Origin of the sequence: Paenarthrobacter sp. NEAU-H11, from assembly GCF_050573415.1 — a bacterium.
Classification (GTDB): Bacteria; Actinomycetota; Actinomycetes; order Actinomycetales; family Micrococcaceae; genus Arthrobacter.
The window spans coordinates 339414-359307 of sequence record NZ_JBNZGA010000001.1 but is presented as its reverse complement, the minus strand read 5'-3'; the positions used below and the strand labels follow the sequence as shown (position 1 = coordinate 359307).

The following is a 19894-nucleotide window of genomic DNA, read 5'->3' as shown; positions in this document are numbered from 1 at the left end:
TGCCCGGTCACCCAACCCCGGTGCGGGCACGCCACGGAAGGACGTCGGATGCATCAGACAAGCGGCACCAGGTGGCAAATCACCACGGACACGTCAGGGCCCATGATGATAGCCCTGTACGTCCGGGATACTGCAGGGCTTGACGGGGCAGGTCAGCCATCGTTGTCGCATGCAGCGCCCAAGGTCCGCCGCGCCGACCATTCGCACCTGACCGCCGACGTTGGTGGTTTGAGTGCCCTGAAGACGGAGTGGGAAGCCTGGTGGGAACAGCTGCTCAAAGCCCACCCCCAGACGTCCCCTGAACTGTCACCGCCGAACTTCGAGGCCTTCGGCAATTCGCCCGCGCTGCAGCGGGTGCTGCAGGCTCATTTCGGTGCTGCCCTTACCTGGGCGCGGGAGCGCAGGAGTGAGTACGCCGAGATTGAGGCGGAGCGTGCTGCCACTGGAGCTGACCAGATTCTTGAGGACATGGTGGATGACAGGCTGATGGAGGTGGGCCGTGATTCCCGTGACTTCAAGCTGACCATCATCGAGCTGCCGTTGAACGAACAGCGGGCCTGGTACATGGAGCCGGACAAAATCATCATGAGCAACAAGCTGATGGGCGAGCCGGAGCTATTCCGCAGCTACGTCCAGCCAGTGGTGGAGATCCTGGTCTAGGAACCTTCCTCCTCCACTTGGCCGCAGCCCGCCGGTCCTCAGCTGCTGGCGTCTCCCGCCGCCACCGTGATCCGGACCCCGCCCTCCGGACCCGCAGATTCCTGCCAGCCGTCCCGCGATGCACGGTTCCAGCTTCTGCCTGCCACCTCGACCCGGGTGACCTCAAAGCCTTTGGCGTTGGCAACCGCCCATTGGGCCACGGACCACGCCTGGCTTCCCGCGGCCTCGACCACCAGGGTCGCACCGTCGACAGTTGTTTCCAGCGGGCCGTACGCCTGGTCCAGCTCGGCGGACACCGTTGCGGCGTCGCCGCCGGTGCCGGCCGCCCGAAGGGTGCATTGGACGGCCTCGGGCGTCTGGCCGCTCAGGCCGGAGGCAAAAGTCCGTCCCATTTCCTCGTGCTGCGCGTAGGCGGCGGGGTAGGCGGATCGCTGAACACGCTGGGCTGCCTCGGTAATCTCCAGCGACTCATACCCGGGGATTTTTACCAGGGCGTCGTAGAAGGCGTTCGCTGCATAGTACGGATCCATGATCTGCGCCTCGGTTCCCCACCCTTGGGAAGGACGCTGCTGGAACAGCCCGCGCGAATCCGGGCCGGCCTGGTCTCCGTGCTCAATGTTCCGCAGCTTGGACTCCTGCATGGCGGTGGCCAGCGCTATGCTTGCTGCCCGCGGCGGAAGTCCGCGCTGCACGGCAACAGCAGTGATCAGCGAGGCATAGACGGCCTGGTCCGGGGCCAGCTCGGATGTCCGTTCATCAATGACGGCCCTGCAGCGTTCCGAAACGAGGGTTTCGGAACGCTGCAGGAAGAACACGGCCGAGTAGATGCCGCCGGCTACGAGTGCCAGGGTGAGCACCAGTACCGCGAGGGTGCGCAGGCTGCGTCTTCGTGCCATGAAGGATCAGTTGGCGTGCAGGGCGTCGTTCAGCTCCACGGTCTGGCCCTGGCGGGGGAGGACCTCCACCGCGCCCGTGGTGGAGTTGCGGCGGAACAGCAGGTTGGGCACGCCGGACAGTTCCGCGGCCTTGACGATCTTGGTGGTGTCTTCACCCACCTCATCCTTTGGTCCCGGGATGCGGACGCGGGTTCCCGCCGTCACATACAGCCCGGCCTCAACCACCGAATCGTCACCGATGCTGATGCCGACGCCTGAATTGGCGCCCAGCAGGACCCGCTCGCCGATGGTGATTTTTTCCTTGCCCCCGCCGGACAGCGTGCCCATGATGGAGGCGCCGCCGCCGACGTCACTGCCGTTGCCGGTCACTACGCCGGCCGAGATGCGGCCTTCCACCATGGAGGTGCCCAGGGTTCCGGCATTGAAGTTGACGAAACCTTCGTGCATCACGGTGGTGCCTTCGGCCAGGTGGGCACCGAGGCGCACGCGGTCGGCGTCGGCAATCCTTACACCTGTGGGCACCACGTAGTCCACCATCCGCGGGAACTTGTCAATGCCGTAGACAGTGACGGCGCCACGGCGCCGCAGCCGCGCGCGGGTGAGCTCGAAGCCCTCCACCGGGGCGGGGCCGAAGTTGGTCCACACGACGTTGGGCAGGTTGCCGAAGATGCCGTCCAGGTTGATGGTGTTGGGCTTGACCAGGCGGTGCGAGAGGAGGTGCAGGCGCAGGTACGCATCGGCGGTATCGGCCGGGGCCTCATCGAGGTGGATCTGGACAAAAACCACTTTCTGTTCCGTGCCGCGGTCCTCATCGGCGCCGTTCTTGGCGATCAGGGTGAGGGACTCATCCGCGTTCTCAACGGAACGCAGGTTTTCGGCGGCAACACCGAGGGCCGGTGCCGGAAACCACACGTCCAGTACGGTGGCGTCACCGGTGGAAATGGTGGCCACGCCGAACCCGTAGGCAGAGCGTTCGTCGGTGGTTGCGTTCGAGGTTTCGGGCACGGCGGAAGAAGCAGTCTCAGTCATGGCCCCAGTCTATCGAGGGGCAGCGACAGGGTCCGAACTAGACTGGCTTCGTGACTGCCGAAACCACTCCGGACCCTTCCACCTTGACGCTCGACCTCCGCCAGGACGTTGCGCTCCTTACAGCCGCCATCATGGACATCAACAGTGTGTCCGGCAATGAAACGGAACTGGCGGACGCCATAGAAGCCGCGCTGCAGGGAATTCCCCAATTGAGCGTGCTCCGGGACGGGGATTCGATGATCGCCCGGACTGAGTTGGGCTGTGCGGAACGGGTCATCCTGGCGGGGCATCTGGACACCGTCCCGCTGCCCCTGGCGGATGGTGCGAAGGGGACCGTGCCCTCCACCTGGGGATCCGGTGTTCCCGGCAAAGGGATCCTGTACGGCCGCGGCGCGACGGACATGAAGGGCGGCGTCGCGGTGCAGCTTGCGCTGGCCGCCACAATGTTCGACGACGGGGCCTCGCCGAAGCGGGACGTCACCTTTGTCTTTTACGACCACGAGGAAGTCGAGGCCGTCAAGAGCGGCCTTGGGCGGCTGGTGCGGAACCACGGCGACCTGCTGGGCGGCGATTTCGCGATCCTGCTGGAACCAACCCACGGGACGGTGGAAGGCGGCTGCAACGGCACCAGCCGGTTTGAGGTGACGACGGTGGGGGAGTCTGCCCACTCAGCACGCGCGTGGATGGGCCGCAACGCCATCCACGCTGCGGCGCCCGTCCTGGAGAGGCTCGCAGCCTACCGGCCGGGAACAGTCAACGTGGACGGGCTGGAGTACCGGGAGAGCCTCAACGCGGTAAGGATCAACGGCGGCACTGCCGGAAACGTCATTCCGGACCGGTGCGTGGTGGAGATCAACTACCGCTTCGCCCCGGACAAGACGCCGGACCAGGCCGAAGCCGTGGTGCGGGAACTCCTTGAAGGATTCGACGTGGTCCGTACCGATGCCGCCGCCGGGGCCCGGCCCGGCCTCCACCACCCCGCCGCGGCATCCTTCGTTGCGGCGGTGGGGGCCGAGCCGAAGCCCAAGTACGGCTGGACCGACGTCGCGCGCTTCAGCGAGCTGGGGATCCCGGCGGTGAACTTCGGCCCCGGCGACCCGCTGCTGGCGCATAAGGACAACGAGCACGTCGATGCTGAAGCCATTCGTACGTGCCTGCGGGCACTGAAGGACTGGCTGGCAGGCTAGGTCCGCCAGGCCTCGCACCCCGTTAAAAAGCAGTGGCCCGGATCCTACGATCCGGGCCGCTGCTTTCGGTGGGACCGCCTAGGGCGCTCCGGCCTCAACTGCGGCGGGCTCCGCCTTGGCCATTCCGCCCGCGGCCTTCTTGGATCCGCGGCGCTCGATCCACACCGCGAGGCGGGAAACGCCGATGTTGATGGCGATGTAGATTGCGGCGGCGACAAAGAAGATGGGGAACAGGAACTGGGTGCCCAGGAAGTCCGCCATCACCTGCACAGCGCGCAGTAGCTCGCCGTACGCCACGATGTAGCCGAGCGAAGTGTCCTTCAGCAGGACCACCATCTGCGCCACCAGGGAGGGCATCATGCGACGGATCGCCTGCGGAAGCTCGACCTGCATGCGGGACTGGAAGCTCGTCAGGCCAATGGCCAGCCCGGCCTCACGCTGCCCCTTCGGCAGCGACTGGATGCCGGCCCGGATGATTTCGGCGAACACGGCTGAGTTGTAGAGCACCAGGCCGGTGACAACGGCAATGAACGGCGAGGTACCGAAGCCCAGCAGGACGAACAGCATCATCAGGACCACGGGCATGCCGCGGAGGAACTCCAGCACCACCCGGGTGGGGATCCTGATGAAGGCCGCATCAGAGATGCGCAGCAGGCAGAGGAGCAGGCCCAGGGGGAAGGCGATAACCGCCGCCAGGGCTGCTGCGCTCAGGGTGGCGCCGAGGCCGTTGGCCAGGAGGGTCCACACGTCGCCGCGGGTGAAGATCTGCCAGCGTCGGCCTTCGAAAATTCCCTGCTGCGCGAGGGTCATCACAATCCACGCCAGCAGGCCGAGGATCAGCACGGAACCGGCGATCGAAGCGATCAGGGAGACGCGCCGGGCCTTGGGGCCGGGAACGTCATAAAGGACTGAGCTCATCGGGCAATCGCCACCTTTCGTTCCACCGTGCTGGCGAGGATGCCCAGCGGAACGGTGAGGAGCAGATAGAAGAACGCAGTACCCAGCAGCACCGCGATGACAGCGTCACCGTTGGCGTTGGCCAGTTGCCGGCCGTAGCCGAAAAGTTCCAGGACAAAGAACGCACCGGCCACGGACGAGTTTTTCACCAGGGCGATCAGGATGTTGATCAGCGGCGGGATCACCGTCCTCAAGGCCTGCGGCAGGATGATGAGGGACAGCACCTGGCTGAACTTCATGCCAATACTGCGGGCGGCTTCAGCCTGTCCCACCGGGACACTGTTGACACCAGAGCGGACAGCTTCGGCGATGAACGCTGCGGTGTAGGTACTGAGGGCAATGATCGCGGCAATCTCGAACTGCTCAAACTTGACCCCGAGGCGGGGGAGCACGACGGCCGCGAAGAAGAAGGCGATGGTCAAGGGTGTATTCCGGAGAACCTCGACGTAGACGGTGCTGAAGCCGCGCAGGGCAGCAACCGGGGAAACCCTGGCAGCCGCAAGGAGCGTGCCCAACACCAGCGCGATGATCCCGGATACGGCTGAAAGAAAGAGGGTACGGAGAAAACCGTTCCAGTACAGGGGCAGGTTTTCAAGAATGACGTCCATAGGATCCTTCGGCTCTGGGAGTGGACGGAAGTGAAGGCGTGGCGTTGCCGGGACCGGCGGGCCGGTCCCGGCAACGAACGGGCAGCCTAGTAGCGGTTGATTGCGGGCAGGCTGGGCGCAGTCTTGATGACCTCGCCGGCAGTGGCCTCCCAGGCCTTCTTGTAGCTTCCGTCCTTTTCGAAGGACTCCAGCTGGTCATTGATCCAGTTGCGGAACTCGGTGTCGTCCTTCTTCAGGCCGATGCCATAGGGCTCCTTGGTAAACGTTTCGTCGGAGGCCAGCTTGAAGGCGTCCGGTTCCTTGTCCACGAAGCCGGCGAGGATGACGTTGTCGGTGGTGACCGCTTCAACCTGCTTGTTGCGCAGCGGCTCCAGGCATGCGGAGTAGGTTGCGGCGGGGACCAGCTCTGCTCCGTACTTCTCCACGATGGTGGCGGCCGGCGTCGAACCCGTCACCGAGCAGACCTTCTTGCCCTTGACGTCTTCAGGCTTCTTGATGGAGTCGTTGTCCTTGTTCACCATGAGGGCCTGTCCGGCCTCGTAGTACGGTCCGGCGAAGCTGACAACCTGCTTGCGCTTGTCGTTGATGGTGTACGTGGCGATCACCAGGTCCACCTTGCCCTGCTCGATGAAGGGTTCGCGGTTGGCGGAGACGGTCTCTGACCATTCAATCTTGTCCGCGGCGATGCCCAGCTTGGCAGCGATAAGCTTGCCGATTTCAACGTCGAATCCGACGGGCTTGCCGTCCAGGCCGACCTGGCCGAAGAGCGGCTGGTCGAACTTGGTGCCGATCTTGATGCTGCCTGCCTTGGAGAGCTTCTCCATGGTGGTGCCCGCAGCGAAGGACGGCTTCTCGGCCACAGTGGGATTGGTGGTGGTGCCCGTGCCGCCTCCGCCGCAGGCGCTCAGGGACAGGGCCAGGGCAGCGGTGGCCGCCACGACGAATGATTTCCGCCGGGTCATAAATGCCTTCATGACATTCCTTTCATTGATGGCCGTGGGTCACGGCCTCGGTGCGAACTGGGAGTGTTTGTTCAGGTGTGAATCAGTGCGTCAGGAGCTTGGAAAGGAAGTCCTTGGCACGATCGCTCTTCGGGTTGGTGAAGAATTCTTCCGGGGTTGCGTCTTCGACGATCTGGCCGTCGGCCATAAAGACGACGCGGTCCGCGGCCTTGCGGGCAAAGCCCATCTCGTGCGTGACCACAATCATGGTCATGCCCTCTTTGGCCAGTTGGACCATGACGTCCAGAACCTCGTTGATCATTTCCGGGTCCAGGGCTGACGTGGGCTCATCGAACAGCATGACCTTCGGCTTCATTGCCAAAGCCCGTGCGATGGCCACGCGCTGCTGCTGCCCGCCTGAGAGCTGTGCCGGCAGTTTGGGGGCCTGGTGGCCTACGCCGACGCGTTCAAGCAGGGCCATGGCGTCCTTGTCCGCCGTGGCCTTGGCGACGCCCTTGACCTTAATGGGGCCGAGCGTCACATTCTCCAGGATGGTTTTGTGCGCAAAGAGGTTGAAGGACTGGAAAACCATCCCGACGTCGGCGCGGAGCTGGGCGAGTTCCTTGCCTTCCTCAGGAAGCACCTTCCCGTCGATGCTGATGGTTCCGGCCTCGATGGTCTCCAGGCGGTTAATGGCACGGCAGAGGGTGGACTTACCGGAGCCGGAGGGCCCGATGACCACAACAACCTCGCCCTTGCGGACCTGCAGGTTGATGTCCTTCAAAACGTGCAGCTGGCCGTAGTGCTTATTTACGCCGTTCAGGGAGACAAGCGCATCTCCGGGCACATGAGTAGTCATAGGAAAGAATCTAGCGAACAACAACTGTTTATGACGCGAATCACCGCAACTTCCTGCGGATCGTGATTCAAGAGATACCTCCCGGGGGAGGTTAGCCTTGGTGAATGAGCATCAACGCAGATCCGGCCAGAAATTCCCAGCCGCGCCGTAAGGGCCCCCTTGAACTGCGCCGCAAGCAGGCGGCCGTGGACATGTCTGACCAGCATCTGCTCGACACCAAGGGCCCCGGGCAGTTTGTCCACACCGATCCTTGGCGCGTCCTGCGCATCCAGAGCGAGTTCGTGGAAGGCTTCGGCGCCCTGGCGGACATCGGCAAAGCCGTGAGCGTCTTCGGCTCGGCGCGCACCAAACCCGGCAGCCCCTACTACGAAATGGGTGTGGAAGTGGGGCGGAAACTGGCCGAGGCCGGCGTTGCCGTCATCACCGGCGGCGGTCCCGGGTCCATGGAAGCCGCCAACCGCGGCACCGTTGAAGGCAACGGCGTGTCCGTCGGCCTGGGCATCGAACTTCCTTTTGAGCAGGGCCTGAACCAGTGGGTGGACCTGGGCATCAATTTCAGGTATTTCTTTGCCCGCAAAACCATGTTCGTCAAGTACGCGCAGGGGTTCATCGTCCTGCCGGGCGGCCTGGGCACGCTCGACGAACTTTTTGAGGCAATGGTGCTGGTGCAGACGCGAAAGGTGACCTCGTTCCCCATCGTGCTGCTGGGCGTCGAATTCTGGGGTCCCATGATCGAGTGGATCAGGGGAACCCTGGTTGCGGAGGGCATGGTCTCCGAAAAGGACCTGGACCTGATCCAGGTGGTTGATGATCCAGCAGAGGCGGTGGACAGGGTGCTCCACGTGGCCATTACCCCCTCGCTTAACGGGGAGCAGCGGCCGGAGTAGCCCGAGCGTCCGGACGGCGGCGCTCCATCCCGTCTGGCACGATGGAGCGGTGAGCTTTTTTCTGGTTTTCCTGGCCATCGTGCTGATTGGGGTGGTCTTCTGGATCGGCCCGGGGCTGCGTTCCGGCAAAACGGGCGACGGCCTCTTGCCCGGCTTGCCCGGCGGCGGTTTCGAGCAGCCGCCAGCCAACCTTCCTCCGGTCCTGCTGCCCGCACAGGCAGCCCCGGAGGACGTGGACCGCGTGCGTTTCTCCCTTGGCCTCCGTGGCTACCGGATGGACCAGGTGGACCAGGTCCTGGATGAACTGCGGGACCAGCTCGCCTCCAAACAGCAGGAAATCGACGGGCTCCGGGCAGCGCTGGCGGCTATGGAAGCTCCTCTTGGACCGGAACCCGACAAAAAGAGCACTGCGCCTGAAGAGGACCGGCTGTGAGCACAATGGCACGGCGCCGGGCAGGTCTTGTCCCGTCCCTTCAGGCGTTGGCCGCACAGGCCGGGCGGGCTGTCCAAGGCTGGCCATGGTGGCTGCAGGCCACCGCCGTCTACTTCGCGGCCCGGCTGGTCAGCGCCTGCATCTTCATGGCTGCCGCCCTGCACCAGGGTCCCAACCCCTGGTTCCCGGCCAAGCCCGATTACTGGAACTTCATCAACATCTGGGATGCGCGCTGGTACGGCCAAGTCATCGCCGGTGGCTACCCCTCCGTCCTGCCGACTGATGCCGCCGGCAACGTCCAGGAAAATGCGTGGGCTTTCTATCCGTTGTTTCCTGCCCTGGCCGGAGGCCTCAGCAGACTGACCGGATTTGTCCCCGCCGCCTCACTGACCATCATCGCCATGCTGGCCGGGTGGGGAGCCGCCCTGGTTGTCTACATCCTCTTCCGGCACAAGGCCGCCCCTGCGTCCGCCCTATGGGGAGTGGCCTTCTTCGCCACCTTCCCCGTGTCCGCCATCCTCCAGGTGCCCTATGCCGAGTCGCTGTCGCTGCTGCTGCTCGCGGCGGCGTTGCTGCTGGTGGTGCGCAGGCAGTACCTGTGGGCCATCCCGGTGGTGGTGCTCCTGTGCCTGTCCCGTCCGGTGGGCGTCCCGTTCGCGGCCATGCTCGGGCTGGTTCTGCTGCGCCACCTGTGGGAGCGGTTCGGTGCCCGGCAGGCCGGCAACGGGCAGCGGGAAGGAACGCACTCGAACGGCGACCTCGCGGCGCTGGCTGCCCTCACCGCCGTCGGAGGGGCCATGGCGCTTGCCTGGCCGGCGGCCGCCTGGGCGGCAACGGGCGATATCCAGGCGTACACAAAGACCGAAACCGTGTGGCGGGGCCACGACCTGGTGCCTTTCAAACCCTGGTTCGATACCGGCGTCGACCTCTTTGGCCCCGTCCTGGGCCTGCTGGCGCCGGTCGTTTTCGTGGCGCTTTTCGGCGCCATGCTGTTCCTGCCGCCGGTACGGCAACTCGGCGTGGAGCTCCGGCTGTGGTGCGCCTGCTACATGGGTTACCTGGTGATCTTCCTGCACCCGCAGACCAGCACCTTCCGCATGCTCCTGCCGCTGTTTCCGCTCGCGCTGGGTGCTGTTTTGGTGTCCGGCTCGCGGGCCTACCGGTGGACGGTGGTCACCATGTTCCTGCTGCTGCAGATCGTCTGGATCGTCTGGTTGTGGGCCTGGGCCCAATTGCCCGGGGGAGGGGATTATCCACCCTAGCCAATGGGACTTCCGCGCAGGTCAGGACTCAAATGGCAAGACGTTGGAAATGTCCATCGATTAGCTACGGGCGGGTAATTCCGCGATAATGGTAAGTAAGCAAGGACAAAAAGCATTCAGAATACGCTCAGCCTTGGCGGTGTCCATCCACTCCGCCATAGCGGCTTGATCGACATGCGGACACAGCCCGTCCGGGCTGATCAGTCCTGGGACAAAATGGAGGGGAATTCCTCATGGCGGCTATGAAACCACGCACCGGCGACGGCCCAATGGAAGTCACCAAGGAGGGCCGCAGCCTGATCATGCGCGTCCCGCTCGAGGGCGGCGGGCGCCTGGTGGTCGAGCTGAACGCTGCCGAGGCAGCAAACCTCAAGGAATGCCTCGTCGGCGTTACCGAATAATCGTGACGGGCAGGGCCCGCAGCCAGCAGGCTGCGGGCCCTGCCCGTATCCTGGTGGCTACTTCTTGACCGCCACCAGCAGTCCGTCGCCGGTGGGAAGCATGGCGGACGCAAGCCTCTCGTCGTCGCGGATTGCCTTACCGACCTGGCGCAAGACCACCGTGGTGGCTTCACGGCCGGCGGGGTTGGCAACCTTGTCCTTGTCCAACGCATCATTGATGATCAGCAGCCCGGAGGGCTTCAGGAGCCGGATGGCCTGCTCCACATAGCCCGGGAGCCCTGGTTTGTCGGCGTCGATGAACACCAGGTCATAAGCGTTGTCAGTCAGGCGCGGCAGGACGTCGCCGGCCCGTCCGGAAATCGTGCGGGTGCGGTTGGCCGGGCTCCCTGCCTCGGAAAATGCCTCCCGGGCGGCCTTGAGGTGTTCCACGTCCACATCGATGGTGGTGAGGACGGACTGCGGGCCGAGGCCGCGGAGCAGGCAGACGCCGGACACCCCGGCGCCGGTCCCGATTTCGACGGCGGTCTGGGCTTTGGACGACGCCGCCAGCACGGTCAGGACTGCGCCCACCCCTGGTCCAACCGGTGTAACACCCAGCTCGAAGGAGCGCTCCCGGGCCCGAAGCATGACCTCATCCTCAGCGGGCAGATCTTCTGCATAGGACCAGCTGGTGGACTTGTCGGCGCTCATGGGTTTCGCTTTCTGGGCGGCAGGGGAATGTCCTTTACAGCCTACTGTGTCCGGTGGCAACAGCAGCGGAGGCGGGCGGTTGCGCCCACGGCTGAACTTCCGAACAATCAGGAAATTCCCAGACAAGTTTGAAATGATTATTATCCGCTCATCCGAAAGGTGACCGGCGCCGAATCAGTGATGTCAACAGTATCCGGGCGTTAGCATTCCACGAGGGGAGTGGACGATGTCATCTTCAGTAGTGGCACCTGTCCCTGCAGCAAATCATCCTGATCCGGAGTGGGTCCGTCCCACCTGGGAAGAAGTGGTTACCAACCACTCGGCGAAGGTTTACCGGCTCGCCTACCGCCTGACCGGTAACAAGTACGACGCCGAGGACCTCACCCAGGAGGTGTTTGTCCGTGTCTTCCGCTCGCTGGAAAACTTCAAGCCTGGCACCCTGGACGGCTGGCTGCACCGGATCACCACCAACCTCTTCCTGGACCAGGCACGGAGAAAGACGCGGATCAGGTTCGATGCCCTTGCCGAGGACGCAGAGTCACGGCTTCCCGGCCGTGAACCGGGCCCCGAGCAGAGCTTCGAACTGAACAACCTCGATGTGGACGTCCAGGCTGCGCTGGAGGAACTGCCGCCGGACTTCCGTGCCGCCGTCGTTCTGTGCGACCTTGAAGGCCTGTCCTACGACGAAGTGGCGGAAGCCCTGGGCGTGAAGCTGGGCACCGTCCGTTCACGGATCCACCGCGGACGGACCATGCTGCGGGAAAAGCTGGCCCACCGGAATCCGCGTCCGCAGCAGTCCCGCCGGAAACTGTCCATGCCGCGCATCGCCGGTATCCTCTGAACGGCGCATGAGGTCCCGTAGTCCATTCGGACGCAGGCATCAGCGCACCGGCAGCCACCTTCAGTCCTGCCAGGAATGCCATTCAGCCGTGCGGAGGGAGCGCCAGTACCTGGAGCGGCTCCGTGATGCTCCCATCCCTCCGGCCAGCGATGACCTGACCGCCCGTCTGCTCGCCCGAACGCAGGAACTGGCCGCCATGCCGCCTGCAGGCGCGCACCGGCCAGCATCGTCCCGGAGCACCGTCCGCGTGCTGGCCCTGGCTGCCGGTGGCAGCATGGCAGCTGCCGGCGTGCTGGCCGTCGGTGCATTTGCCGCGGCAGGAGATCCCCCGCCGGGGGACACTGCAGGCAACCAGACCGCACTCTCCCACGTCTCGTCCCGGACACCTGCGGACGGCAGGCTGCTGACAGGGGAACAGCTCACCCAGCTGCGTTCCGAAGGATGGGCCTGCCCGGAGCTTGAAGCGATGGGCTTCCGTCTCGAGTCGGCGAGGGCCACCGTGCTCGATGGCCAGCCGGCAGTGGAGCTGCGGCTCACCGACGGCACCCACCAGGCAACGGTGACCGAACAGCGGACCGCCCTGCAGGCCGTCGCCGGACAAAGCGCTGCGGGACAGGAAGGTGCCGGGCCGGACATGGCCAGCCAGGACAGCAGCCCCCTGCGGGTGGGGCGGTCCTCGCCGTGGTCGGCAACCTACCGGACGCCCGGCCACACTTTTCTCTACGAGTCCGACCTGCCCGCCGAGGAGGCTGACGATGCCCTGCCTATCCTGCAGCGGCTCGGCAACCAGGCTGAGGAAGGCGTTGCGGCCCGAATCCCGGATGCCTCCCCGAAAGCGGCGGAGGAACCAATCATCACCCGGCTGCAACGTGGAGTTAACCGCATCGTTGCCTTTTTCACCCCGTAGAACGCACAGTCTTCCCGGACCCCGGGCGGAAATCGTCACTGGCAGCCCGGAGAGGGTAATCTTCCTAAAGTGTTTGGAATCAACGGCCCGGAGTTCTTTCTTCTGCTGATCATTGGGGTTCTGGTGATCGGTCCCCAGCGGCTGCCCGAATACACCCAGAAACTGGCTAATCTGGTCAAGGAAGTCCGGCGCATGGCATCCGGCGCCCGTGAGCAGATCAAGGAAGAAGTGGGGATCGACATCGACGATGTCGACTGGAAGAAGTACGATCCCCGCCAGTACGATCCGCGGCGCATCATCAAAGAAGCGCTCCTGGATGACGACTCCAAGCCGGTGAGCGCCGGCGCGCCCGCTGCAGTGGCTGCCGTCTCCGGCGCAGCGGCCGTGGCAGCGGAGGCGGCGCCGCGGCGGCCGGAACGGGTGCTCCAGTCCTTGCCCCCCGGCGAGGCCGCGCCTTTCGACACCGAGGCCACCTAGCCGCTTCTTAGCGGGGCTGCAGCCCCAGTTTCATCCCGGCGAGGCCGCGCGGCTTTGCTGCCAGCCGGCCGGCGATGCCGGACAGCGCCGCGGCAGCGGGTGTATCCGGCTGCCCGAGGACTATCGGAACCCCGGAATCGCCGCCTTCCCGCAGCTGGATATCAAGCGGTATCTGCCCCAGCAGCGGCACCTCTGCGCCTACTGTTGCGGTCAGCCGGCCGGCGAGGACTGACCCGCCGCCGCTTCCGAACAATTCCATCCTGCCGCCGTCGGGCATTTCCAGGTAGGACATGTTCTCGATGACGCCGGCCACTTTCTGGCCAGTCTGCGTGGCTATGGCACCGGCGCGCTCCGCGACGTCGGCCGCGGCGGCCTGCGGTGTGGTGACCACCAGGATTTCGGCTTTCGGCAACAGCTGGGCCACGGAGATCGCGATGTCACCGGTGCCGGGCGGCAGGTCCAGGAAAAGGGCGTCCAGGTCACCGAAGTACACGTCCGTCAGGAACTGCTCAAGGGCGCGGTGAAGCATGGGTCCGCGCCAGGCCACGGGCTGGTTGCCGCTGACGAACATCCCGATGGAGATCACCTTCACCCCATAGGCCACCGGGGGGAGGATCATGTCATCCACGCGGGTGGGCGGCTGGGTGATGCCCATGAGGCCAGGAACCGAGAAGCCGTACACGTCCGCGTCCACGATCCCGACCCGCAGGCCCTGGGCGGCGAGGGCGCAGGCAAGGTTGACCGTCACGGAGGATTTGCCCACCCCGCCCTTGCCGCTCGCCACCGCATACACCTTGGTGAGCGAATCCGGCTGGTTGAACGGGATGCCGCGCTGGCCGCCGGCGCCGCGGAGCAGCTCCTTGAGGGCATCGCGCTGTTCCTGCGTCATCACTTTGAGTTCGACGTCGACGGCGGCCACTCCCGGAACGGCCAGCAGCGCCTGTGTGGCATCGGCCGTGATGGTGTCCCGGAGCGGGCAGCCGGCGATGGTGAGCAGGACAGCAAGGCTGACCCTGCCGTCGTCGGAAATGTCGACGGACTCAACCATGCCCAGCTCCGTGATGGGGCGGCGGAGCTCGGGGTCGATCACCGTGGCCAGGGCAGCGGCGACTGCGTCAGCCAACGCGGCGTTGGCGATCGGTGCGTTCATTAGCGGTCCTGGGTGGAGTGGCCGGGCTTAACCCGGGGAATCTGTTGGGTGCGGGGATTCCGCTGGCGGTCACGCTGTTCCTTCAGTTTTTCCCTGATTTTGTCGCGCGGGGATTCGTGCTGCGCCTGCCCGGCGGGATCATGGGTCCGAAGCTCTTCCTGGGCTTCCAGCATGTCTTCCAGCAGGGAGCGCAGTTCGGCACGGACGTAGTCGCGCGTGGCAACCTCGCGGAGCGCAATCCGCAGGGACGCGAGCTCCCGGGTCAGGTACTCGGTGTCTGACAGGTTGCGTTCGGCCCGCTGGCGGTCCTGCTGGAGCGAGACGCGGTCGCGGTCGTCCTGGCGGTTCTGTGCCAGGAGCAGCAGAGGTGCGGCGTAGGAGGCCTGCAGGGACAACATCAGCGTCAGCAGGGTGAAACCGAGGGCGCGGGAATCGAACTGCCACTCGAGCGGCGCCCAGGTGTTCCAGGCCAGCCAGATCACCACGAAGACGGTCATGTAGACAAGGAACTGCGGCGTGCCCATGAAGCGGGCGAAGCCTTCCGTGGCATGGCCGAAGGCATCGGGGTCCGGGGAGAACTTGGGCAGGATCCGCTGGCGGCCGCTGAGCGGCGTGTCGAGGCTGCCCTTCGATGCGGTCTTGGCCGGCATCCGCTGGTTGGGGTTCTTGGGAGCGCTGCTGTCAGCCAATACGGCCACCAAGCCTTCTTATCGGGGCTTCGCCGTCATGGGCTCGCCAGTCATCCGGCAACAGATGATCCAAAACGTCATCAACAGTCACCGCCCCCACAAGCCGGCCGGCGTCATTGACCACGGGGAGGGAGTTCAGGTTGTAGGTAGCCAGGGTCCTGGCGACTTCACTGATGTGCGCCTGGTCCGACAGCGGCTCGAGGTTCTTGTCCACCAGGTTGCCGAGAGGTTCGAACGGCGGGAACCTGAGCAGCTGCTGGATGTGGACCACGCCCAGGAAACGGCCGGTGGGGGTCTCCAGCGGGGGCCTGGCAATGAAGATGGAGGAGGCCAGCGCAGGGGAGAGTTCCTCGCGCCGGACATGCGCCAGGGCCTCGGCCACCGTGGCTTCGGGCGGCAGGATGACCGGCACCGGGGTCATGAGGCCGCCGGCGGTGTCTTCGTCGTATTCCAGCAGGCGCCGGACGTCCTCTGCGCCTTCAGGCTCCATCAGCTGGAGCAGCTCTTCGGCCTGGGCGGAAGGGAGTTCGCCGAGGAGGTCGGCGGCGTCGTCGGGATCCATCTCCTCCAGCACGTCGGCGGCGCGCTGGACGTCCAGGGCAGACAGGATTTCCACCTGGTCGTCCTCCGGAAGTTCCTGCAGGACGTCTGCCAGGCGCTCATCCTGCAGTTCGCTCGCCACTTCGAAACGGCGTTTATCGCTCATTTCCTGCAGGGCTTCGGCGAAGTCCGCGGGTTTGAGGTCTTCATGGTTGGCCACGAACTGGGTGGCAGCCTGCGGCTCGGTGCGCGCGCCCTGGAGGGCGTCAGCCCAGTCGATGATCAGGGTCTCGTTGCGGCGGAGCCGGCTCAGGGGGGAAAGGGAGTGGCCGCGCCGGACAAAGAGCTTGCTGACGAACCAGTCCCCGGAACGGGTCTGGTCCATGGCAATGTCCTCAATCGTGGCATCGCCGCTTCCGTCCCGGAGCGTGACGCGGCGGTCGAACATTTCGGCCACCACCAGGGTTTCGGCGCCGCGCTGCTCAAAGCGGCGGAGGTTGACCAGTCCGGTGCAGATGATCTGCGTCTGGTCGATGGAGGTGATCCGGGTCATGGGCACGAACACGCGCTTCTTGCCGGGAACTTCGACGACGATGCCCACCACGTGCGGAGCGCCCTGGGTTCCACGGGACAGCACAACAACATCGCGCAGCCGGCCCAGCCGGTCGCCCAGCGGGTCGAAGACGTCGAGGCCCAGAAGGCGCGCCACGAAGACGCGGGTAGGAGTTGTGCTCACTCCTACAGGCTACCGAGTCTGCTCTCTTTTAGCTGAATTTACAGGCAGCACACATGCGCATGGGCAAGAATGGGGGTATGGCAAACATATTTGGTGCTCCCAAGGCCGGCGGGCCCGGCGGAATGGACGAGTCCCGGGCCGTTCCCGCCGGCGACACCGTGGGTTCCTACACCTCCTACCTGGATGCCCAGAAGGCCGTGGATTACCTCGCGGACCAGCAGTTCCCCGTGCACATGGTGTCCATCGTGGGCAACGAGCTGAAGATGGTGGAGCGGGTTACGGGGCGCCTGAGCTATCCCCGGGTTGCTCTGTCCGGAGCGCTGAGCGGCATGTGGTTCGGCCTGTTCGTTGGCGTCATGCTCTCCTTCTTCGCACCGTCACCGGGGTACTTCTCCATCCTCACGTCGGTGCTGATGGGCGCGGCGTTCTTTATGCTCTTCGGCATCGTCACCTACGCCATGCAGCGGGGCAAGCGCGACTTCACCTCCACCAGCCAGGTGGTGGCCACCAGCTACGACGTCGTGGTGTCGCCGGAAGCCGCACACGAGGCGCGCCGGCTCCTTCAGCAGCTGCCCATGACGCGCTCGGACGCGGCGGCCGGCGGAGGACCTTACACCCAGCGTGACTTCCAGGGCCAGCCGTACCAGCCCCCGCAGCCGGGCCAGGCGCCCGCCCGTCCCTCGGGATGGAGTGACCCCTATGGCCAGTCTTCCGCAGGTTCATCCGCGCAGGAGCAGGCCGGTGACCACGCCGGCGCCGGGCCGCGCCAGGACGCCGCCGTCCAGGAGCAGCCGGCCCCGGCACGTGCTGTCCGGTACCCGGACCTGCCGGACGGCCGGCCCCAATATGGTGTCCGGCTGCCGCAGGGTCCCGCTGCCGGGACCGCCCAGCCCCAAGACGACCAGCACGGGGATCACGGGCAACCCGCTGACGGGCAGCAAGACGCAGACAAACAGCAGCACCCGGGCGAGGGGCGGCAGTAGCGCACGGCCGACTTGGTGCCACAGGCAAACGCCGGCGCCACAGGCAAAAGCGGGGCTACCGGAAAATTCTTCCGGTAGCCCCGCTTTCTGTTGTCCGGCTAGGACTCTTTGGTTCCCTCGGCTTCACGGTAGATCCCGGCCATCCAGTCCTCCACGTCCCCGGCCTTGCGCGGCAGGGCGGCGCTCAGGTTGACCGGCCCGTCGGCCGTCATCAGGATGTCGTCCTCGATGCGGACGCCGATCCCGCGGTATTCCTCCGGAATGGCCAGGTCTTCGTTCTTGAAGTACAGGCCGGGTTCGATAGTGAACACCATGCCTTCCGTGAGGATGCCGTCAAGGTAGAGTTCACGCTTGGCCTGGGCGCAGTCGTGGACATCGAGCCCCAGGTGGTGGCTGGTGCCGTGCGGCATCCACCGGCGGTGCTGCTGGCCCTCGGGGCTGATGGCTTCCTCTACCGTGACCGGCAGGAGTCCCCACTCGGCAAGCCGCTCAGCCAGCACCGTGGTTGCCGCTGTGTGGATGTCGCGGAACTTCGCGCCGGGCTGCGCGGCGGCAAACCCGGCGTCGGCAGCATCCAGCACCGCATCGTAGACCTTGCGCTGGATGCCACTGAATACGCCACTGGCGGGAAGGGTCCGCGTAATGTCTGCCGTGTACAGGGAATCTGCTTCCACTCCGGCGTCCAGGAGGAGGAGCTCGCCGGCGTGGATCTTCCCGGTGTTGCGCGTCCAGTGCAGCACGGTTGCGTTGTTGCCGGAGGCGGCGATGGTGTCGTACCCCAGCTCATTCCCGACTTCGCGCGCACGGGCGAAGAACGCGCCTTCCACCACCCGTTCACCGCGGGCATGAGTGAGGGCGCGGGGAAGGACCTTGACCACTTCCTCGAAACCTTCAACGGTGGCTGCCACCGCGAGTTTCATCTGCTCGATCTCCCAGCTGTCCTTCAGCAGGCGCAGTTCGGACAGGGCTTCGCTTAGCTTTTCGTCGAGGGCATCGAGGACCTCGAGGTCCAGGTTCTCCGGGTCCTTTGCTGTGTTGTAGCGGGCGGTGTCCACCAGCGCGTCGATGTTTTCGTCCACTTTCCGGACCAGGCGGATGGAAATGCCGCCGATCTCCGGGGCGCCCACATCCTTGGTGATTGCCGTCTCGAGCTGGTCGATGTGTGCCGTCGCAAGGCCCAGGCGTGCCTCGAACTCGGCCAGCGTGGGGCGGGCGCCAATCCAGAATTCACCCGACCGGGAGTCTGCATAGAACTGCTCTGTGTCCCTCCCGGCCAAGGGCCGGAAGTACAGCGTGGCACGGTGGTTGCCGCCGTCGTCGCCTTTCCCTTCCTCCACCGGCTCCAGGATCAGCACCGCGTCAGGCTCGTGGTCCAGGCCCAGGCCGGTGAGGTGCGCAAAACCGGAGTGGGGGCGGAAACGGTAGTCGCAGTCGTTGGAGCGGACCTTCAGCGGGCCCGCGGGGATAAGCAGGCGTTCACCTTTGAACTGGCTGGAGATGGCCTTGCGCCGGGCCGCGGCGTAACCGGCCACGGCGTCGCGCTCGGGGAGTTCCTGGCGGGAGGGTACCCAGTTGCTGGCCATGAAGGCCTTGAAGGCGTCGGAACTGGGCCGCTGGGAGCGGTTGTTGACGCGCTCGTCCAAGGGCTGGGAAGCAGAGTTAGGGGTGTTTTCGGCATCGTTCACGGCACCATCGTCTCACCAGCTCCGCGGCTGCGCGAACAGGCGGACCACCGGCCGGGCTGGTTCTGCCGGGGCGTGTCCGCCGACGTGGGTTGCAGCAGGGCATACGCGGGGTGAACTCAAGGTCAACTACTCTGGACAGGTGAGGATCGACCTGCATGCCCACTCCAATGTTTCCGACGGTACCGAGAATCCGGCAGACGTCATGGCATCCGCTGCCCGCGCCGGCCTGGACGTGATAGCGCTGACGGACCATGACTCCACTGCCGGCTGGGACGAAGCCTCCCTGGCAGCTGTTGAACACGGTGTTGCCCTGGTTCCCGGGATGGAGGTTTCCTGCCGGACGGAGGAGGGCATCAGCGTGCACCTCCTGAGCTACCTTCACGATCCGAAGCATCCGGGGCTCCTTGAGGAAATCACCAAGGCCAAGGACGCCCGGCACACCCGCGCCGAGCGGATGGTCACCCTCCTTGCCGAGGACTACCCCCTCACCTGGGACGACGTCATCCATCATGTGGCCCCCGGCGCCACCCTCGGCCGGCCCCACATCGCAGACGCCCTCGTGGCTGCCGGCGTCGTGGAGGACCGTTCGGAGGCGTTTGCCTCCATCCTGACCTCACGGTCGCGCTACTTCATCCAGCACTACGCACCCGCGCCGGCCATCGCCGTCGAACTGGTCCGCGCCGCCGGCGGCGTCCCGGTCTTCGCCCACCCCGTGGCGTCCTCCCGCGGACGCATCGTGGGGGAGCGCGTCTACCAGGAGATGATCGACGCCGGCCTGGCGGGCCTGGAAATCGACCACCGGGACAACCCGGAGGAGGGGCGCGGCTTCCTGCGGCGGCTCGCGGCCAAGCATGACCTGCTGATTACCGGTTCCTCGGACTACCACGGCACCGGCAAGCCCAACGTGCTGGGGGAAAACCTCACCTCACCGGACGTCCTCGCCCGGATCGAGGAACTCGGGACGGGTACCAGGGTCGTGCGCGCGGGGAAGTAACTTGCTCCCACGCATTGACTGGCAGGCAGGGCCGAGTAACCTTGCGCGTACTGGGGGAGCGGCGCCAGCCGGTCCAGGTCTC

General features: G+C 65.4%; 22 protein-coding genes. 11 read left to right on the top strand and 11 right to left on the bottom strand.

Annotated features, from left to right (window positions below; all coding sequences use genetic code 11):
* Window positions 1–48: 48 nt before the first annotated feature.
* Complete coding sequence (locus tag ACQ3DC_RS01640) at window positions 49–660, top strand: hypothetical protein (RefSeq protein ID WP_157241696.1); 612 nt, start codon at window positions 49–51, stop codon at window positions 658–660.
* A 38-nt stretch (window positions 661–698) separates the two neighbouring features.
* Here ACQ3DC_RS01640 and ACQ3DC_RS01635 read toward each other — a convergent pair whose 3' ends face one another.
* Complete coding sequence (locus ACQ3DC_RS01635) at window positions 699–1556, bottom strand: hypothetical protein (RefSeq protein ID WP_430751386.1); 858 nt, start codon at window positions 1554–1556, stop codon at window positions 699–701.
* 6 nt (window positions 1557–1562) lie between these two features.
* Complete coding sequence (gene dapD / locus ACQ3DC_RS01630) at window positions 1563–2585, bottom strand: 2,3,4,5-tetrahydropyridine-2,6-dicarboxylate N-succinyltransferase (protein WP_321213993.1); 1023 nt, start codon at window positions 2583–2585, stop codon at window positions 1563–1565.
* Window positions 2586–2635: 50 nt separating this feature from the next.
* Here dapD and dapE point away from each other — a divergent pair, with 50 nt between their 5' ends.
* Entirely contained in the window at window positions 2636–3772 is a 1137-nt protein-coding gene (gene dapE, locus ACQ3DC_RS01625) for a succinyl-diaminopimelate desuccinylase (RefSeq protein ID WP_321213992.1), read from the top strand.
* Window positions 3773–3850: 78 nt separating this feature from the next.
* On the opposite strand, the gene ACQ3DC_RS01620 is transcribed toward dapE, so the two are convergent.
* From ACQ3DC_RS01620 to ACQ3DC_RS01605, 4 genes are all read right to left on the bottom strand, one after another.
* Window positions 3851–4690 (bottom strand): amino acid ABC transporter permease, encoded by an 840-nt coding sequence (locus ACQ3DC_RS01620; protein ID WP_157241699.1) that lies wholly within the window; start codon window positions 4688–4690, stop codon window positions 3851–3853.
* Complete coding sequence (locus tag ACQ3DC_RS01615) at window positions 4687–5337, bottom strand: amino acid ABC transporter permease (RefSeq protein WP_157241700.1); 651 nt, start codon at window positions 5335–5337, stop codon at window positions 4687–4689. Before ACQ3DC_RS01615 ends, ACQ3DC_RS01620 begins: the two co-directional genes overlap by 4 nt.
* Window positions 5338–5423: 86 nt before the next feature.
* Window positions 5424–6311: a glutamate ABC transporter substrate-binding protein gene (locus ACQ3DC_RS01610; RefSeq protein ID WP_157241701.1), complete on the bottom strand. Its 888-nt coding sequence runs from the start codon at window positions 6309–6311 to the stop codon at window positions 5424–5426.
* A 70-nt stretch (window positions 6312–6381) separates the two neighbouring features.
* The gene (locus tag ACQ3DC_RS01605; RefSeq protein WP_157241702.1) at window positions 6382–7137 is read right to left on the bottom strand and encodes an amino acid ABC transporter ATP-binding protein; all 756 of its coding nucleotides are present in this window, start codon (window positions 7135–7137) and stop codon (window positions 6382–6384) included.
* Between the two features lie 104 nt (window positions 7138–7241).
* On the opposite strand from ACQ3DC_RS01605, the gene ACQ3DC_RS01600 reads away from it, so the two are divergent.
* The 4 genes from ACQ3DC_RS01600 (at window position 7242) to ACQ3DC_RS01585 (ending at window position 10120) form a co-directional block, all read left to right on the top strand.
* The gene (locus ACQ3DC_RS01600) at window positions 7242–8024 is read left to right on the top strand and encodes a TIGR00730 family Rossman fold protein (protein ID WP_104998519.1); all 783 of its coding nucleotides are present in this window, start codon (window positions 7242–7244) and stop codon (window positions 8022–8024) included.
* A 49-nt stretch (window positions 8025–8073) separates the two neighbouring features.
* Window positions 8074–8457, top strand: coding sequence for a DivIVA domain-containing protein (locus ACQ3DC_RS01595; protein ID WP_321213991.1), 384 nt, complete (start codon window positions 8074–8076; stop codon window positions 8455–8457).
* Between the two features lie 5 nt (window positions 8458–8462).
* Window positions 8463–9719, top strand: coding sequence for a hypothetical protein (locus ACQ3DC_RS01590; protein WP_430751443.1), 1257 nt, complete (start codon window positions 8463–8465; stop codon window positions 9717–9719).
* 233 nt (window positions 9720–9952) lie between these two features.
* Window positions 9953–10120 (top strand): DUF3117 domain-containing protein, encoded by a 168-nt coding sequence (locus tag ACQ3DC_RS01585; protein WP_009357720.1) that lies wholly within the window; start codon window positions 9953–9955, stop codon window positions 10118–10120.
* Window positions 10121–10177: 57 nt separating this feature from the next.
* Here ACQ3DC_RS01585 and ACQ3DC_RS01580 read toward each other — a convergent pair whose 3' ends face one another.
* The gene (locus ACQ3DC_RS01580) at window positions 10178–10810 is read right to left on the bottom strand and encodes an O-methyltransferase (protein WP_157241704.1); all 633 of its coding nucleotides are present in this window, start codon (window positions 10808–10810) and stop codon (window positions 10178–10180) included.
* A 226-nt stretch (window positions 10811–11036) separates the two neighbouring features.
* Here ACQ3DC_RS01580 and sigE point away from each other — a divergent pair, with 226 nt between their 5' ends.
* The 3 genes from sigE (at window position 11037) to ACQ3DC_RS01565 (ending at window position 13035) form a co-directional block, all read left to right on the top strand.
* Window positions 11037–11651, top strand: coding sequence for an RNA polymerase sigma factor SigE (gene sigE / locus ACQ3DC_RS01575; protein WP_430751385.1), 615 nt, complete (start codon window positions 11037–11039; stop codon window positions 11649–11651).
* An 88-nt stretch (window positions 11652–11739) separates the two neighbouring features.
* Window positions 11740–12558 (top strand): anti-sigma factor, encoded by an 819-nt coding sequence (locus ACQ3DC_RS01570; protein WP_430751384.1) that lies wholly within the window; start codon window positions 11740–11742, stop codon window positions 12556–12558.
* Between the two features lie 69 nt (window positions 12559–12627).
* A complete protein-coding gene (locus tag ACQ3DC_RS01565) occupies window positions 12628–13035 on the top strand; it encodes a Sec-independent protein translocase TatB (RefSeq protein ID WP_104998514.1) in 408 nt (135 codons plus the stop codon).
* Window positions 13036–13042: 7 nt separating this feature from the next.
* Here the strand turns inward: ACQ3DC_RS01565 and ACQ3DC_RS01560 are convergent, their stop codons facing one another.
* From ACQ3DC_RS01560 to ACQ3DC_RS01550, 3 genes are read right to left on the bottom strand one after another with little or no spacing between them, the layout of a single operon-like run.
* Window positions 13043–14185, bottom strand: a complete 1143-nt coding sequence (locus tag ACQ3DC_RS01560; RefSeq protein ID WP_430751383.1) for an Mrp/NBP35 family ATP-binding protein — start codon at window positions 14183–14185, stop codon at window positions 13043–13045.
* Window positions 14185–14835: a DUF1003 domain-containing protein gene (locus ACQ3DC_RS01555; protein WP_157243059.1), complete on the bottom strand. Its 651-nt coding sequence runs from the start codon at window positions 14833–14835 to the stop codon at window positions 14185–14187. Before ACQ3DC_RS01555 ends, ACQ3DC_RS01560 begins: the two co-directional genes overlap by 1 nt.
* Before the next feature lie 31 nt (window positions 14836–14866).
* Window positions 14867–16150 (bottom strand): magnesium transporter MgtE N-terminal domain-containing protein, encoded by a 1284-nt coding sequence (locus ACQ3DC_RS01550; protein WP_104998511.1) that lies wholly within the window; start codon window positions 16148–16150, stop codon window positions 14867–14869.
* 77 nt (window positions 16151–16227) lie between these two features.
* On the opposite strand from ACQ3DC_RS01550, the gene ACQ3DC_RS01545 reads away from it, so the two are divergent.
* Window positions 16228–17133: a general stress protein gene (locus tag ACQ3DC_RS01545; protein WP_430751382.1), complete on the top strand. Its 906-nt coding sequence runs from the start codon at window positions 16228–16230 to the stop codon at window positions 17131–17133.
* A gap of 98 nt (window positions 17134–17231) precedes the next feature.
* Here the strand turns inward: ACQ3DC_RS01545 and ACQ3DC_RS01540 are convergent, their stop codons facing one another.
* Window positions 17232–18818 (bottom strand): aminopeptidase P family protein, encoded by a 1587-nt coding sequence (locus ACQ3DC_RS01540; protein WP_430751381.1) that lies wholly within the window; start codon window positions 18816–18818, stop codon window positions 17232–17234.
* Window positions 18819–18957: 139 nt separating this feature from the next.
* On the opposite strand from ACQ3DC_RS01540, the gene ACQ3DC_RS01535 reads away from it, so the two are divergent.
* On the top strand, window positions 18958–19812 hold the full coding sequence (locus ACQ3DC_RS01535) for a PHP domain-containing protein (protein WP_430751380.1): 855 nt from the start codon (window positions 18958–18960) through the stop codon (window positions 19810–19812).
* The last annotated feature ends 82 nt before the right edge of the window (window positions 19813–19894 follow it).